Here is a 17,229-nt window from a genome sequence, read left to right as displayed (position 1 = left end):
AAGTGTTACAAAGTCAGTGATACTGACCAATAAGTGACCCAGTGATCCGGTTTTAGGTGATCAGGGTGAATGAGGGGCTTCCCAATAGTGATGGTCTGGTTGAATCTGGGGTGAGTCAGTGATAAGCCCAGAGCCGCGCCGGTGACGTTTCCGCCCTCGATTTGTCCGGTTTTTTCCTGTAACCAGCCAGTATCCAGCGCTCCGGTTAAAGCGAGTTCGCCTAGGATAGGAAGTTCTGATATCCGCCAGTTCAACTCATTGCGCCAATATCCGCCGCGGTTGCCGGTAAGATATTGTTCTTTGAATCCGCGAACGGAATATTGCCCGCCCAGTGAGAGACGTTCACTGGCGTAAAGGTTGTCCGGCGTGGTCTGGCCGTAAATCGATGACAGGTAATAAACGGAGTTTGTGACCGGCATGAAATAGCTGGCGTTCAGACTGAATTTGCGAAATTGGCTACGTGGCGCATCTGAGAAACGCGGATCATCTTTGGTGGCGCCAAATGCTTGTAAACCGTGGCTCACCGTCGGGTTAAACGTGATATAGCTACCCGCCAGCACGGTGCTGTAATTAACGCCAAAGTTGATGGTGCTCAATGTCGGGCTGCTGATGGATAATGTTTCTTTTGCCAGTACATTGGTGGTCCGACGGCGTGTCAGCCCCATATCCAATGCCAGCTTCTGTTTCCCATCACGATATAACGTCCGGTTTACTGTCAGCCGGTGAGTCTGGCTGTCGCCTGTGTAGCGATAGGTTTGTAAACCCGTCGAGATATTCTGAAAGGAGTCATTCCATGCATATTGATAACTGAATAACCAGTAACCGTAGGGAACTGTCACATTGGCGGAAAGGCTGCGGCTTTGGTGGCTATTGCGGAAATCACTGTTACGGCTAGCGGATAATGACCACTGGTCAGCAAGGTGTAATGGATTATCCAGATTCACGTTGGCATTGATTTGTCCGGCGCCGGTACTTTTTTGACCGCTGTTATCAGCTCCCAAACTGGCACTAACGGGTAAGCGAATCGATGTTCGCTTTAGGATAACCGCGGAATAACCCAGTTGTTTGCCCGGCTGAATATCAATGGTCACTTGTTGAGAGGGCAGGCGGTTCAGGCGTTCCATGCCTTGTTCGATATCTCGCAGATTAAGCGTTTTACCCACTATGCTCGGAAAAGCCATTTTCAACGAGAGAGGTGTTTCACCGTCCAGACTGACTGATGCAACTTTGCCTTCATTGACCGTAATAATGAGAACACCGGAGGATAAATCCTGTGCTCTTAGCCCGGCATGGGAAGTGACATAACCCCGTTCAATATAGGCATTAGTGGTTTTTCGTACCAATGCATTAATGTCCTGCAAAGATAAGCAGTGGGATAAATAAGGGCGCGTTAAGTCTTGTTTGACTGATTGAGGCAGGCTTTTTGCACCGTCAAATTCAATCCGGCGAATGGTGTGGCAAACAGACTTTTCTGTACTCGGCGCTACATCGGGTGATGGAGATAAGGTGATGTTGTTGCGCAGCGCTTCCCGTTGCTGTTGGGCTTGTTGCAGTAGTGCTTTTTGTTGTTGCGTGATCGTTTCTTGAGCCGCAGGGCTGATCGGTGTTGAAGCATGGACCAGCTCGGAGATTGCTAGCAGGATCAGCCCTGTCAGGCTTCGGTAATAAACAAAATGGCTTCCCATAAATAATCTTGATAGTTAAATAATAACATTATTAAACTATTCTAATGTGGGATTATTTTCTTGTCTGAATGAATAGTATGAAATGTGATCGAGATCGGTTGTTTAATCCTGTTAATGGGGAATCTGATATATTAAATCCCGAAAAATGGTGATAGGGATGGGGATATCATCTCCTTACTTCAACTCTAGCTCTTTCAGTTTTCGTGTAATAGTATTGCGTCCTCAACCTAGCAATCGTACAGTATCTGAGCGGGCATTATCCGACAGCCAAAGTGATCTCTTATGACAACATACTTCTGGCCTTTGCTGCGTTACGTAATGGCAATGTGCAAGCCATCACACAGGATGATGCTAAGTTAGTCGGTCTATTGGCTAATGTACCGGAAGCCCAAAAAGCTGAATTTGAGAGCTCTGCTTATATAGCATCACCTGTGAATATCAGGCAGTGGCTGCGGCGGAAGTACCCTTTGGAAGAAAAGATGGTATTTGTCGATACGCATTAACGGGGTATGAAATGTTGAAAGCCTATTAAATCAGGCTTTCAACTTGCAGAGAAAGCTACTGATATTTCTCCGGCGGCACAAAACCTATACAGACCAATATTGGCTTAGTTTCAGGTTCAGGCTGGAAAAGAAACTCATCAGTGCTCTCTATTTTCAGGGTTGGCCAGTATTGCAAAACACTGTGAAAATCTTCCTGTTCACAGGTTTTACCTTTTTCGCCTACCAGAATGGCGCCGTTACGTACAATATCGCTTGCTTTAACATGGCGATTGTAGATATTGGGCGCTTGTTCTTCTAGCGTCCAAGGCTGGATTGTCTCTGGCTGACTTGGGGCGTAGACAGTCAGCCACTGATGCAAATATTCACCTCCGACATAATGGAGCGGAGTTGGATAGAGTTGATGCCAGCGTTGTTCCAGTTGCCAGGAAAAGTCTTTGATGCCTTCGAACTTATGGCCCGCGCCGCGAATATTGGCTGCCATAATCAGTATGTATCCCATCAAAATCAATACTGCGACGACAATCAGCCCTCTCAGGGTATTGCGTAATGATTTCTGTGGAAAACGGGTAATAGAACCAACCAACAGCGCTGATGAAACAGACATAAAGGGGTGCAGCCATTCTGTCATTCTTCCGCCTTTATTGAATGAGAACCAGCAGTAGATAATCAGTAATGGCAATAGAATAACAATGTTTACCAGACGGTTCGGTTGTTCCTTCGGCCAGCTAATACGGCCGCCAAGCTGATAGATAATAATGCCAACGATAATCAGTGGATAAAATACCGATAATAACGAGCGGGTGGTATGTAGATTAAATCCGCTATCTATTTGTGAATCTACCCATTTGAAGGCGGCAAAATCATTGTTCCACAGCCACCAGAAGTTAGGCAGCACCAGCATAAACCAGATAACCAAGGCGATATAGAGCGTGGGTTGGCGGTAACACTGGCGAACTTTAGGCACAAACAGGGTCAACAGAAAAACCGAACCAACCAATGCCAGTGTGGAATATTTTCCCATTGTTGCCAGCCCGGAACTGAGAGCGAATGCCAGCCACCAGTGCGGATTGTCATACACTGCTCGCAGAAAGAACAGCATAATCCACGGCCATAGCATAATTAGCAGATAATTATCATTATATGGGATGATATCGAAGTTAATAATACCAGATAGGTTCAATGTCAGCATGGCGAGCCACGCCAGCTCTTTTTTTCCTGTCAGCCGGAAGGCCAGATGCCATACACCGAGCATGCCAATCGCGACAGCAATAAAGTGAATGAAATACCAGTAAAAACTCAATGAAATACCGCTTATATGGATAGCAGGCAGCATCATTGCACCAACTAACCACGGATTTTTAGGTGAACCCCATTCGCCGTTTTTTCCCCAGTTCAATGCTTCGACGGCATCATAAGGCACGGTTGGGTCAAATGAATAACTCACTATCACCCATAACAAAGCATAACCAACTACCCACAAGTAAACGGATTTATAGCAAGAAGTATCAAAAATAGGCATATCGATTGATCATTTATTGAGAGCTAAGAGTAATAGCATATTCGTTGATGATTAAACCATGCATGAATGATAAGAGATTTTGGCTATATTTATTAAAAGGTAAAGAATTATTCGCGGCGCTTTTCTATACGTGCGGTTTCTGCTAGATTCCGGCGCAGCAATACCCTGATAAACCAAACTGAGTAACAGGCTATGAACTCGTTAAAGAAAAAAGCGCCAGCCAGAGCATCTGCTGGTAAACAGAAAAGAAAAAGCCGCGAAGAATTGAATGCAGAAGGGCGTGCACGTAAGCGTGAGAGAAAGCATAGCGGCAATCCGCCCGGTAACCGCTATCAGGAGCAAGGCGGCGATAAACATCAGTCAGGCAAGCAGCAACGTGATCCACGTCTTGGCAGTAAAGTGCCTGTTCCGCTGATCGTCGGAGAACAACCGATAAAACCTGTCGTTGCTAATAAAGTTGAGACAAAACCACGTTTGTCGCCACAGGAAGAATTGGCGATGTTGGAAAACGATGATCGTCTGGATGCATTGCTAGAGCGTCTGGAAAATGGCGAAAGTCTGTCTAAAGAAGAGCATGACTATATTGATAGCACGTTGGATAGGATTGACGCTCTGATGGAAACGTTAGGGATTAAACTGGATGAAGAAGAGAAGCAGGATGACATTATGCAACTGCTGAAAGGTAAATAATTTAATCTCCCATGATCAAAGGCGGATTAAGCCTAATAACCATACTAATAGTATGTTATTTGCTATGGTTATTGGGTAAACTATGGCGATTATCGCGGCGTAAAACCCGGCTGCGCAGGGTCACAACGACGCAACATATTAAACATGTGAAAGCGTTACGCTTTGATAGGCGAAAACATCGGAAGGAATAAGCATGTCTGATCAAGCCATCGTTTGGGATTTGCCTTTGATCCAAAAATACAATTATTCCGGCCCCCGTTATACTTCATATCCGACGGCATTGGAATTTAATCAGCAGTATGATAATGCAGCATTTATCCGGGCTGCTACCCGTTACCCTGAACGACCGCTTTCTCTCTACCTCCATATTCCGTTTTGCCATAAGCTCTGTTATTTCTGTGGTTGTAATAAGCTGGTCACTCGTCAGAAGCATAAAGCGGATGAATATCTGCAATGGCTTGAATGGGAAATTAGTGACCGGGCAAAGTTGTTTTCTGATCGTAAAGTTAGCCAGATGCACTGGGGCGGTGGTACGCCAACTTATCTTAATAAAAACCAAATCAGCAAATTGACGGGATTGTTGCGCCATCATTTTGATTTTCTGCCGGATGCTGAAATTTCCATTGAAATTGATCCACGCGAAATTGAACTGGATATGATTGATCACCTGCGCAATGAAGGTTTTAACCGTCTGAGCATGGGCGTGCAGGATTTTAATAAAGAAGTACAGCGTCTGGTTAACCGTGAACAGGATGAAGAGTTTATCTTTGCTTTGGTAGCACGCGCCCGTGAAATGGGTTTTAATTCCACCAGTATTGATCTGATTTATGGCCTGTCGAAACAAACACCAGAAAGTTTTGCTTTCACTCTGGAGCGGGTATTAGCGTTATCACCGGACAGAATGAGTGTTTTCAATTATGCTCATTTGCCGAATTTATTTGCTGCTCAACGTAAAATTAAGGAACATGATTTACCGAGTGTCGAGCAAAAGTTGGATATATTGCAAGAAACAATCGCAACGCTGACAAACAATGGCTATCAGTTTATCGGCATGGACCATTTTGCTCGCCCGGATGATGAACTAGCGGTAGCTCAGCGGGAAGGGAAATTACATCGCAATTTTCAGGGTTATACCACTCAGGAAGAGTGTGATCTGCTGGGCTTGGGTGTTTCTGCTATCAGTATGTTGGGTGATAGTTATTCTCAAAATCAAAAAGAGTTAAAAACCTATTATGCGGAATTAGAAAAACAGGGGCATGCTTTATGGCGTGGTTTAACGCTGTCTCAAGATGATTGTATGCGTCGTGATGTTATTAAAGCGCTAATCTGTAATTTCCGTCTAAATTTTGCCGATATTGAGCAGCAATATGGGCTGAGTTTTACCCGTTATTTCGCGGAAGAGTTGCAATTATTAGCGCCGTTGATTGAAGATGGGCTGGTTGAAGTGAATGAGAAACAGATCTGGGTAACGCCGCGAGGCCGGTTACTGATTCGTAATATCTGTATGTGTTTTGATGTTTATTTACGCCAGAAAGTTAGTCAGCGTCAGTTTTCAAGGGTGATTTGATTGTTTCGAGCATGGTTTTTAAATAAAAAGGTTTTAACTTCTTTTAAAATCTTTTTACTTTACATTTGAGTATCCGGTTTCATAGTTTTCACTTTACCTCATTTACCTATATCTATTTAAATAAAAGGGAAATTCCACAAAATTGTAAATAGAGTTCTCCTTGCAAAACATGTTCGAGTGAGCCTTGGAAGAAAACGTCACGTTGTTGAAACAAGTCGATTACTTAAACAATTGCGTGACCGAATCGACAGCGCAGCTCCAACAGTTTGAGAGTTTTTACAAACAGAACAAGCGATAAGGCAGCAGAAGTTAGAGCAACCAGCGCTGAAAAATAAACCTTATCGTAATTATGGGCCGAGTATGTGATTTTAACTGCTCGTGAGCTATGTTTTGGAGGGAAACATAGTTAACTTTTCACTGAAAAAGTCCTTCCAGTATTCATAAGTTTTTTTATATGTTAAGTTACTTTTTTCTTTAGCCCAAATATCGAGTTAACATCATTTGAATAAAAAACTAGGATGGTAATCTTTATGTCATACATGATTTATCTAACATTAAATGGTAAGAAACAAGGCTTAATATCATCTGGATGCTCAACCCTCGATTCTATAGGGAATCGATACCAAAAAGGACATGAAGATCAAATACAGGTACTCAGTCTAAATCACGCAATAACTCGTAACCAGAACGTAAGTCATCATCCCATACAATTTATCAAGCCTATTGATAAATCATCCCCATTGTTAGCTATGGCTATAGATTCTAACGAATCATTGAATGGTGTTTTTATTTTTTATAGGACAAGTCAGACAGGGCAGTCAGAGATTTTTTATGAAGTAAAAATTACAGAAGCAACTATTGTTGATATTTCCTGTACTTATCCAAATTCAATTAATAGTAATGAGTTAATGCCGTATGAGAAAATTTTTCTTAAATATAAATCCATTACATGGAACCATGTAACAGCAGGAACATCAGCCTATAGTATATGGGATGAACGAATTTATTAAAAATTAAAGCTAAGCATATATGCTTAGCCAGATTATTGACAAAGTGCTGGTTTTTTATCCGGCACTTTGTTTTAATTAAGTTCCGTTCACCAAACGGAGCTTGCCGCCATGCTAAAAACACCTCCTCCCGAGACTTTCCCGCCAGAAACGCTCTCACTTGACGAGCTGGTGCCCAAAAATCGTCTGGTCCGTAAAATTGGTGCCGCCATTGATTTCGAATTTATCCGTGAATTAGTCGCCCCGTTGTATTTCGCTTGTCTTTCAATCTTCTCGCGGTAGGGTTGGATGTGAAGTATTTTACGGCCTTGGTTTGTTACATGATGGATCAGTTAGGCCCCACGCTCATCGTCGGTTATTCACCGTCCTAACAAGGAACTGAGCACCTTTCAGAAGAAACATTTTACCTATGACAAACCGCAGGATTGTTATGTCTGCTCGAGCAATAACCCAAAATATCAAGAATATAGCTTTGCTGGTCGCGATGCTTTGTTGTTTTTATCTATGGAGAACGAGCCTGTCAATGCAGGGAAAGCTAAAATAACGCTCTGACGGGTGATTAGACTGGATTAATGAAGAAAATGGGGTAGCATTATGGTTCATAATGAAAGAAACAAACCTCGTTATTTTCAACGAGGTTTGTCAGCGGCTTGGAGCTAAACATATACGCTTAGCTTTTTTTTCTTTCACTTAAATATGTGAGAACAAGAAATAGAACAACAATTACAATACTTCCTATTAAAGATGCAATCCACCATTCATCGGGGAAGAAATACACTGATACAATCCCCCATATAAAAATGGCTACAACGGGCATATTTGACCACAATAATTCTTTAATAAATACATAAAAAAGATTTTTGAACCACCCTTTACTAAATGTTTTATTTTTCATATATAAATTCAATCCCCCATCATATGTGCAAGTACGCGAGCAACTTCTTCTTCGCTGACCTGCTTATTCCTAAATCCTTCTATTAAATAAATTCCTTTTTCTAATTCAGGTTCAACTATAAAATATAACATTTCCAGTTTTTGAAAATACAAAGCCCAATAGAGTTGTGGACATGTTATTTTAAGTCTATTTGCTGATATTGATGCTTTCTCATAATATCCATAAAATTGGGCAATATTTAATAATCCACTTATAAATCGCTTGGCTATGTTTTTCACTATGGTTTTTTTAATTAAATTTAAATATATGGCTTCTGCTATTATAGCTGATACACTTAATTTAATTGATTTACCTATTGTCACTTTAGCGGAAAATTTTAATATTTTTCCATATATTCTTTCTTTCTCCTTTTCTTCATTACCTTTAAATACTTCATCAACATATATTTCTGTTATTCTCGAAATGAATTTTCTTTTATTTTCATTTTTAAGATCCATCAGATTTAATTTCATTCTGTGATCTTCTTCTTTTATCCTTCCGTATACATCTTCATAACCGTCAAAAAAATATGAAAGTTGCCAGAGCTTACGTCTCATACCTAAGCCTATAGTATCTACGACCTCTTCACCTAATTCTATAGTGTCATTTACTGCCTTTTCGAGACTGAGGCCCGCTACACGCTTAGCTTCTTCTATTCTCCAAAGCAAATCATTTTGCCGATCTACCTCTTTCCAGAGGTCATTTTCGATACTAGATTCCATACATAAGCTCCAAATCAATGATTAATTAAATTTTCTTCGAATTTCAGTGTTAATACCCTACCATCAGAGATATGCATATTAACTTCATCTTTATTTGTAGATGATAATAATTGAAAGCAGAATATCATCATTACAGCTAGTTTGTCCTCAGTTATAACTGAGCTATTAACTAGAGCATTATTTATTGCATTAATGTACCTCTGTCATCCATATGCTATCTTAATTAATGAAAATCAATATAACATATTTATATAAAAATAACTATATCAATCAAGTAACAAAAATTCACTAAAAAAGTACAATGTCAGATATTGGTTTCCGTAAAAGAAAATATAAATTCCAAATATTTTGATTTATTCTATAAAAAGTAATTAACATTGTGTAATGAAGTTCCGTTATTCTTTGTATCTAGTTCCAATGTGAGATTGTATTTTTTCTGATAATTACAATACTGAGAAATCGTATGATTTAAGCTTTTATATGAATGTATTGTCTGTCGGGAAAGAAAATTATGGTTGTAGTACTAGTCCGATGTATTATATTTCAGGCTTTTGGTGAGTACGCAATAAACCAAGACAACAATAACCGGCCAAATAAGAATAAGGATTGAAGTCCACAATGACCAATGCCATACATTTACCACCAAAACTAAGCTACATATAAAAATAACAATAATAAGAGGCAAAAACTTAGCAAGTAGAGCAAAAACGTAAAGAGTGGCGATTACAGCGGCCACTTTGGCTGGAATCTTCCACCAGCCAAAATAATCATGAAAAATATAAAAATTAAGCGACAATACTTGCATCATACCAACGAAAAGAGAATAAAACAAAATAACTGCCATAATAATCCGACACCACTTCATCATTTTAAACCAACCCTTTAATTACTAGTTTGAATATAAATCACAACCGGGGTTGTGGTTTTCTTAAATTAAGTTCTCGCTCACTTGGTGAGACAATAACAGTAGTTTGAAATATTGCGTATTTTTTCTGGTTCCTAACTGTTTGTCAGAATACACTCGCATTGCCGCAATATGTTGTTACATTGCCGACTCAATCCAGAGATCCTCTTTGAGGGTTTTTATTGCGCGAGCTACAGACACTCAATATACCCCCGTAGCTTTGGACTAGGTTAAGTAGTTGTATACAACTGCGTTGGTAGTGCGTCACACATTCTCAATTAGGTAATTTCTGAGATTATTGGGTTTCTCCTTATCAAGAAGCGCTATTCTTTCAGATACGTTCTGTTCACTTGGAGGGTGATAGATACTGCTCAATCTTGCCTTTTGTCGATTCTATTATCTCGATTGATCGTAAATTAATCACGTTTGATACTGGTTTTATCAGATATAATACAGACAGTCAATCAGTTATAACGATCCCTAAAAACTTTGCCCTGACGTCGATTTTTTATTCCGACGGCATTAACTGTGCCAGAAATAATAGTGATATTGGCTTTATGTGGGATTATTTCCTTGTCTGAATGAATAGTATAAAGTGTGATCGAGATCGGTTATTTAATCCTGCTAATGGGGAATCTGATATATTAAATCCCGCAAAATGGTTATAGGACTGGAGATATCATCTCCTTACTCCAACCCAAGTTCTTTTAACTTCCGTGTAATAGTATTGCGTCCCCAACCTAGCAATCGTGCAGCATCTTGTTTATGACCTTTAGTATGCTTAAGTGCACAATCAAGTAAGGTACGCTCCAATAACGGTAATGCTTCAGATAGCAGATCCTGCTGACCGTTTTCCAAGGCGCTTGTTGCCCACAGGGCAAGTAGCTGCGACCAGTTTTCCTGTATTGTATGTGTAGGTGTCGTATTTGCAGATACGGAATTTACAGATGTTGTTGTGCCGGTTTCGGTATGGTGGGGTTCAAATAATTCAGACGGTAAATCCTGTACCAGTACTTCCTGACTTGCGGCCATGACAGTCAGCCAACGGCAGATATTTTCCAACTGGCGAACATTGCCCGGCCAGGGTAAACGCATTAAGGCCATTTCTGCGTCAGGATGGAGAATCTTTGTTTCTACGCCTAACTCTTTGGCAGTCTGTTGTAGGAAATGACGGGTCAGGCGAGGGATATCCTCTACTCTGTCACGTAAGGGCGGTAATTGCATACGAATAACGTTAAGGCGGTGATAGAGATCTTCACGGAATTTGCCTTTCTGTACCAAACGTTCTAGATCCTGATGGGTTGCCGCGATAATCCGTACATCCACTTTCACTGGAGCATAGCCGCCAATTCGGTAGAACTGGCCTTCCGCCAATACCCGTAACAGACGAGTTTGAATGTCCAGAGGCATATCGCCAATTTCATCAAGAAATAGTGAACCGCGATTGGCTTGTTCAAATCGGCCATGACGTACCTGATTAGCGCCGGTAAAAGCGCCTTTTTCATGACCAAATAACTCTGATTCAATCAAATCTTTAGGAATAGCTGCCATGTTAAGGGCAATAAATGGCTCATTGGACCGTGGGCTGTGACGGTGCAGCGCATGGGCCACCAATTCTTTCCCGGTACCGGATTCGCCATTAATCAGGACGCTGATAGAGGACCGGGAGAGGCGGCCGATAATACGGTAAACATCCTGCATGGCAGGCGCTTCTCCTATCATGTCAGAAACGGATGTGACGACCTGCGGACTTTTAATTGATTGATTCTGATCGCGGGAGTGGCTAAGCGCTCGTTCCAGCAAGGCAACGGCTTCATCAATATCAAAGGGTTTTGGTAAGTAATCAAACGCTCCTTGCTGATAAGCACTGACCGCAGCATCCAGATCAGAGTGAGCGGTCATAATGATAACTGGCAGCAAAGGGTTGCTCTGTTTGATGTTATTCAGCAGGTTTAGCCCATTCATCCCCGGCATACGGATATCCGAAATCAGTACATCAGGTGTGTTTTGGGCCAGAGCGGTCAGTACGCTATCCGCGTCGGCAAAACTGGTACATTCCATCCCCGCGTTACTTAACGCTCGCTCCAGTACCCAGCGGATTGACCTGTCATCATCGACGATCCAAATTTTTCCCTGTTGCATCGTTATCCTCTATTTCTTAATTGGTAAGTAGATAGAAAATTCTGTGTGTCCCGGCCAACTGGTAAATTCTATTTTGCCAGAGTGTTGGTCTATTAAATTGCGAGCAATGGATAGACCAAGACCTGTTCCACCTTCATGAGCGCTGACCATTGGGTAAAACAAGGTGTCCTGAATTTGTGGCGGGATACCCGGCCCGTTATCTTCCACGTCAATTCTGGCCGCCAGACGATAGCGCTTACCATGCAAGGTAATTTGAAAAGCAGTACGAGTGCGGAGGGTAATGGTTCCCCCCTGTTTGCCTAGCGCTTGCAAGGCGTTACGGGTGATATTCAGTAGCACCTGTTCAATTTGATCAGGATAGTGGGCCAGTTCTGGCAAACTGGGATCGTAATCTTTTACTAGTGTGACGTTATCCGGCATTTCCAGCGAGACTAGCTGAGAAACCCGTTCAGCAACATAATGAATGCTTTGTTTAATTCGTTCCCCCGGATGTTGTGGGCCAAGCAATCTGTCTACCAGATGGCGCAATCGGTCGGCTTGTTCAATAATTACCTGGGTGTATTCCTGCAAAGCAGGATCAGGCAGTGCTTTTGACAGTAATTGCGCGGCTCCTCTCAACCCACCAAGGGGGTTTTTGATTTCATGTGCCAGCCCCCGAACCAATTCCCGTGCGGCTATCTGCTGAGCTTGTTGTACCTGCTCTTGGCTTAACCGGCGTTGACTATCCATAGGCGCCAGTTCCAGCAAGATGAACTGCTCGGAAATCGGTTGGGCACTGAGCGACATAGTGTGAAAGCGGTTATCAACCACTAACGTTACTTCGTTATCAGTAAAACTCTGGCCGCTGACCAGACTAGAGCGCATCAGTTCTGTATCCAGTGAAAAATAGCTAAACAGTACTGGAAGAGGTGTACCGAATAGTTTACGGGTACTCTGAGCGAATAATTGCAGTGCCGCATGGTTGGCATAACGGATGACGAGATCAGTATCCAGTACCAGTACACTGTTAATGAGTGAATTTAATATTTGCCCGCTATCGGGCAGATTTTCCGTTTTCATCCACACTCCTGCACCTTTTTGGTGCACTGTATCATGTTCGAGCGTAAAACCCAGTCAAAGCCTGAAATTTAGCTAGCAGGAAAAAGGCCCATCCGAAGATGGGCTAAAGGTTTCACGGCAACAAAAATGATCAGCGGAAACGGTGCTGCTAATTACACACTGTAATAGAGTTCAAACTCCAGTGGGTGCGGCGTCAGACGGACACGTTCTATTTCACTGTTTTTCAAGTCAATATATGCATCAATGGCGTCATCGGTGAATACACCGCCGCGAGTCAAGAATTCACGATCGGCATTCAATGCCGCCAGTGCTTCCTCCAGAGAAGGAGCGACGGTAGGGATCTCTTTGGCTTCTTCCGGTGGCAGGTCATACAGGTTTTTATCCATCGCATCACCGGGATGGATTTTGTTGATGATACCGTCAAGGCCAGCCATCAACTGAGCGGCGAACGCCAGATAAGGGTTAGCCGCTGGATCAGGGAAACGTATTTCAATACGGCGAGCTTTAGTGCTGGCGACAACGGGAATACGGATAGATGCTGAACGGTTACGGGCGGAGTAGGCGAGCATAACCGGGGCTTCATAGCCCGGAACTAAACGTTTATAAGAGTTGGTTGTCGGGTTGGTAAATGCGTTCAGTGCACGAGCATGTTTGATAATACCGCCAATGTAGAATAGCGCCAGTTCGGACAGACCACCGTATTTGTCACCGGCAAACAAGTTAGTCCCGTTTTTGGACAGAGACATATGGCAGTGCATACCCGAGCCATTATCGCCAACCAGAGGTTTTGGCATAAAGGTTGCCGTCTTGCCGAAATTGTGCGCGACATTATGTACGACGTATTTGTAAATCTGGGTTTCGTCCGCTTTTTTGGTCATGGTGTTGAAACGGGTAGCGATTTCATTTTGACCTGCTGTTCCCACTTCATGATGATGAGCTTCTACAACCAACCCCATCTCTTCCATTGTCAGGCACATCGCTGAACGTAAATCCTGAGAAGAATCAACGGGAGGCAGGGGAGCATAACCGCCTTTTACCGCAGGCCGATGGCCTTTGTTGCCGCCTTCGTATTGCGTCCCGGAATTCCATGCAGCTTCGATATCATCGATGTGATAGTAAGAATGGGACATGGCGCTGCTGAAGCGCACGTCATCAAACAGGAAAAACTCAGGTTCTGGTCCGCACAGGATAGTATCGGCAATTCCGCTTGAACGCAGGAAGTTTTCAGCGCGTTTAGAGATGGAACGGGGATCACGGTCGTAGCCTTGCATGGTGCCGGGTTCCAGAATGTCACAACGTAGGATCAATGTGGCATCGTCAAAGAACGGGTCAAGCATGGCTGTACTGGAGTCTGGCATTAGCACCATGTCAGATTCGTTAATCCCTTTCCAACCGCTAATTGAAGATCCGTCAAACATTTTGCCATCTTCAAAGAAGTCTGCATTAACCTGATGAGCAGGAATGGTCATATGTTGTTCTTTGCCTTTGGTATCAGTGAAACGCAAATCAATAAACTTCACCTGATGCTCTTCAATCATGGTTAAAACATGTTCAACAGACATACTCGGTTTCTCCTGGTTTGTGTTGGTCTTGATAAAATTGTCGTGATTAAGACTAAAGAAAACACAATCACATTGTTTTTACCTTAACAAGGCTATTTACACGTTTGCAAACTTCAAACTTATAGTTATGAAAGTCAAATTAGTTGTGAAAGTCAATTCAATCACGAAAAGCATTTGCGAAAAGCATGCCAACTTTTTAACACCTTGCAATATACTGTATCGTAGGTATACCGGTGATGGGATACCGGAATATTTGGGAAAATTGCACTATATTGGTGCAATTATATGACTGAGACGCACAATGTTAGTGCGTTTATATCAAAAAATGCGTCTATTTATGGGCGTGAAAGGGATCACAATTTCATTGTCATCAAGTTGTTAAGCATAGATTATTGTGATCCTGTTTAGTCCTTCGACCAATGTGTGTACAATAGCGCGCCATTTCTATAAATGCCTGAGGCAAAGTTTGTGATCGAAAAATTGCGTAATATCGCCATTATCGCGCACGTTGACCACGGTAAAACGACCCTGGTTGACAAGCTGCTGCAACAATCCGGTACTTTCGGTGACCGTGCGACAGCGACAGAGCGTGTGATGGACTCCAATGATCTGGAGAAAGAGCGTGGAATTACTATCCTCGCAAAAAATACCGCCATTAAATGGAATGACTACCGTATTAATATCGTAGACACTCCGGGACATGCCGATTTCGGCGGTGAAGTTGAACGTGTTATGTCTATGGTTGACAGCGTACTATTGCTGGTGGACGCTATGGACGGGCCAATGCCTCAGACCCGTTTTGTGACACAAAAAGCGTTCGCTCATGGTTTGAAACCGATTGTGGTTATTAACAAAGTTGACCGTCCTGGCGCCCGTCCTGATTGGGTTGTAGATCAGGTGTTTGACCTGTTTGTCAATCTGGGAGCGACTGACGAGCAACTGGACTTCCCCATTGTTTATGCATCTGCGTTGATGGGAATCGCCGGTACTGATCATGAAGATATGGCGACAGATATGACGCCGTTGTATCAGGCGATTGTCGATCATGTAGAGCCGCCGAAAGTTGACCTGAACGGTTCATTCCAGATGCAGATTTCTCAGCTTGACTACAATAACTATGTTGGCGTTATTGGGATTGGTCGTATCAAGCGCGGTACAGTTAAGCCAAACCAGAATGTCACGATTATTGATAGTGAAGGTAAAACCCGGAACGGTAAAATCGGTAAAGTGTTGGGCCATTTGGGTCTGGAGCGTATTGAGAGTGAGCAAGCGGAAGCGGGCGACATCGTTGCGATTACCGGCCTGGGTGAGCTGAATATCTCTGATACCCTGTGTGACGTCAACGCGGTTGAAGCGTTGCCGCCGCTGGCTGTTGATGAGCCGACAGTGAGCATGTATTTCTGTGTTAACACCTCTCCTTTCTGTGGCCGTGAAGGCAAATATGTTACTTCACGTCAAATCCTTGAGCGTTTGAAGAAAGAGTTAGTTCACAATGTCGCGCTGCGGGTTGAAGAAACAGAAGATCCGGATGCGTTCCGTGTTTCTGGCCGGGGCGAATTGCACTTATCTGTTCTGATTGAGAACATGCGCCGTGAAGGTTTTGAACTGGCGGTATCCCGTCCGAAAGTTATCTTCCGTGAAATCGATGGTCGCAAGCAAGAACCTTTCGAACAGGTGACGCTGGATATTGAAGAGCAGCATCAGGGAGATGTGATGCAGGCGTTGGGTGAGCGTAAAGCGGATCTGCGCGACATGCTGCCAGACGGTAAAGGCCGTGTACGCCTTGATTATATTATTCCAAGCCGTGGTCTGATTGGCTTCCGTACTGAGTTCCTGACAATGACCTCCGGTACTGGTCTGCTGTATGCGACATTCAGCCACTATGATGATGTTCGTCCGGGTGAAATCGGTCGCCGTCAGAACGGCGTGATGATTTCCAATGGTCAGGGTAAAGCGGTTGCTTATGCGCTTTACAGCTTGCAAGATCGCGGTAAGTTGTTCCTTGGTCATGGCGCCGAAGTATATGAAGGCCAGGTGATCGGTATTCATTCCCGTTCTAATGACCTGACAGTTAACTGTCTGACAGGTAAAAAACTGACTAACGTCCGTGCATCTGGTACTGACGAAGCGACAACCCTGTCTCCACATATTAAGAAAACCCTGGAGCAGGCTCTGGAGTTTATTGATGATGACGAGCTGGTGGAAGTGACCCCGGTGTCTATTCGCCTGCGTAAACGCCATCTGACGGAAAACGAACGCCGTCGTGCGTATCGCAGTAAAGAAGCATAATCTTTCCTGCAATACCAATGCTTAGGGCGCCAATGGCGCCCTGAGTTTTTTAAACAAATGAGATTATTTACCGAGCAGTTGATAGAACGTTGGGTTGTCATCACACTGCCCACCGCCACATTCCAAAACCGTGGAGATTAAATTTGCGGTAATTAATATGACAAATAATCCGATAATAATCTGACCGATAACCGACTTGTTTGGTCTTGCTTCAGTTGTTTTTTCTAGGCTTTTTGATATCAGCATGACTGAGATGCCGATAATCGCAATAACTGAGCAGATAAGGGCCCAAGTATAGAAATGCAGACCCAAAAATGCGGAACCATAACCGAGATCACCGGGTGTGATATGTAAAAATACTTGTCGGATCGCAACAATGCCAGTCACGATACAGCCGAGAAGTGACAAGCCATAATGTGCGCTTTTGATGCCAAAACGCAGATTAAACAGGAAACCAAACCCTATCGTGATCATGCCTGCCCGCTGTAGCAAACATAATGGACAAGGGAGTTCTGAAAGGACCAATTGATAATAGAAGGCAAGGGTTAGAGCAGCGCTGATAGCAAATAACCCAATGAGGTTAAATATCATGCCGTAGCTGATCTGTTGTTTTGTGGCTAATACCTGATTCATTAGATTGTCTCCC

13 protein-coding genes and 3 pseudogenes are annotated in these 17,229 nt (G+C 43.1%); 7 read left to right on the top strand and 9 right to left on the bottom strand.

Going from position 1 to position 17,229, the window contains the following annotated elements:
* Window positions 1-5: 5 nt before the first annotated feature.
* The gene (locus V2H77_RS22540; RefSeq protein WP_341500559.1) at window positions 6-1,685 is read right to left on the bottom strand and encodes a ShlB/FhaC/HecB family hemolysin secretion/activation protein; all 1,680 of its coding nucleotides are present in this window, start codon (window positions 1,683-1,685) and stop codon (window positions 6-8) included.
* A gap of 245 nt (window positions 1,686-1,930) precedes the next feature.
* Between V2H77_RS22540 and V2H77_RS22535 the strand changes: the two are divergent.
* Window positions 1,931-2,133, top strand: a pseudogene (locus V2H77_RS22535) (amino acid ABC transporter substrate-binding protein); the annotation flags it as partial.
* Between the two features lie 110 nt (window positions 2,134-2,243).
* Here V2H77_RS22535 and V2H77_RS22530 read toward each other — a convergent pair.
* Complete coding sequence (locus V2H77_RS22530; RefSeq protein WP_341500558.1) at window positions 2,244-3,707, bottom strand: ArnT family glycosyltransferase; 1,464 nt, start codon at window positions 3,705-3,707, stop codon at window positions 2,244-2,246.
* 192 nt (window positions 3,708-3,899) lie between these two features.
* On the opposite strand from V2H77_RS22530, the gene yihI reads away from it, so the two are divergent.
* The 5 genes and pseudogenes from yihI to V2H77_RS23735 all read left to right on the top strand — a co-directional run.
* Entirely contained in the window at window positions 3,900-4,397 is a 498-nt protein-coding gene (gene yihI, locus V2H77_RS22525) for a Der GTPase-activating protein YihI (protein WP_341500557.1), read from the top strand.
* 193 nt (window positions 4,398-4,590) lie between these two features.
* A complete protein-coding gene (hemN, locus tag V2H77_RS22520) occupies window positions 4,591-5,964 on the top strand; it encodes an oxygen-independent coproporphyrinogen III oxidase (RefSeq protein ID WP_341500556.1) in 1,374 nt (457 codons plus the stop codon).
* 530 nt (window positions 5,965-6,494) lie between these two features.
* On the top strand, window positions 6,495-6,974 hold the full coding sequence (locus tag V2H77_RS22515; protein ID WP_049583996.1) for an Hcp family type VI secretion system effector: 480 nt from the start codon (window positions 6,495-6,497) through the stop codon (window positions 6,972-6,974).
* 108 nt (window positions 6,975-7,082) lie between these two features.
* A pseudogene (locus tag V2H77_RS22510) lies at window positions 7,083-7,223 on the top strand (IS5/IS1182 family transposase); the annotation flags it as partial.
* 2 nt (window positions 7,224-7,225) lie between these two features.
* Window positions 7,226-7,409: pseudogene (locus V2H77_RS23735) on the top strand (IS5/IS1182 family transposase); the annotation flags it as partial.
* Between the two features lie 232 nt (window positions 7,410-7,641).
* Here V2H77_RS23735 and V2H77_RS22505 read toward each other — a convergent pair.
* From V2H77_RS22505 to glnA, 6 genes are all read right to left on the bottom strand, one after another.
* On the bottom strand, window positions 7,642-7,866 hold the full coding sequence (locus tag V2H77_RS22505) for a hypothetical protein (protein ID WP_049583998.1): 225 nt from the start codon (window positions 7,864-7,866) through the stop codon (window positions 7,642-7,644).
* 8 nt (window positions 7,867-7,874) lie between these two features.
* Window positions 7,875-8,627, bottom strand: coding sequence for a hypothetical protein (locus V2H77_RS22500; protein WP_049583999.1), 753 nt, complete (start codon window positions 8,625-8,627; stop codon window positions 7,875-7,877).
* Between the two features lie 523 nt (window positions 8,628-9,150).
* Window positions 9,151-9,471 (bottom strand): hypothetical protein, encoded by a 321-nt coding sequence (locus V2H77_RS22495; RefSeq protein WP_265513000.1) that lies wholly within the window; start codon window positions 9,469-9,471, stop codon window positions 9,151-9,153.
* Window positions 9,472-10,218: 747 nt separating this feature from the next.
* On the bottom strand, window positions 10,219-11,673 hold the full coding sequence (gene glnG, locus V2H77_RS22490; protein ID WP_341500555.1) for a nitrogen regulation protein NR(I): 1,455 nt from the start codon (window positions 11,671-11,673) through the stop codon (window positions 10,219-10,221).
* A gap of 9 nt (window positions 11,674-11,682) precedes the next feature.
* A complete protein-coding gene (glnL, locus tag V2H77_RS22485; RefSeq protein ID WP_341500554.1) occupies window positions 11,683-12,732 on the bottom strand; it encodes a nitrogen regulation protein NR(II) in 1,050 nt (349 codons plus the stop codon).
* Between the two features lie 152 nt (window positions 12,733-12,884).
* A complete protein-coding gene (gene glnA, locus V2H77_RS22480; protein ID WP_341500553.1) occupies window positions 12,885-14,294 on the bottom strand; it encodes a glutamate--ammonia ligase in 1,410 nt (469 codons plus the stop codon).
* A 450-nt stretch (window positions 14,295-14,744) separates the two neighbouring features.
* Between glnA and typA the strand changes: the two genes are divergently transcribed.
* Window positions 14,745-16,583: a ribosome-dependent GTPase TypA gene (gene typA, locus V2H77_RS22475; RefSeq protein WP_265377714.1), complete on the top strand. Its 1,839-nt coding sequence runs from the start codon at window positions 14,745-14,747 to the stop codon at window positions 16,581-16,583.
* Between the two features lie 63 nt (window positions 16,584-16,646).
* Here typA and V2H77_RS22470 read toward each other — a convergent pair whose 3' ends face one another.
* Complete coding sequence (locus tag V2H77_RS22470) at window positions 16,647-17,216, bottom strand: disulfide bond formation protein B (RefSeq protein WP_341500552.1); 570 nt, start codon at window positions 17,214-17,216, stop codon at window positions 16,647-16,649.
* Window positions 17,217-17,229: the final 13 nt, after the last annotated feature.

The organism is Photorhabdus sp. P32 (assembly GCF_038085095.1).
In the GTDB taxonomy this organism is placed as follows: Bacteria; Pseudomonadota; Gammaproteobacteria; order Enterobacterales; family Enterobacteriaceae; genus Photorhabdus; species Photorhabdus luminescens.
This window is presented reverse-complemented; position numbering and strand designations above follow the sequence as displayed.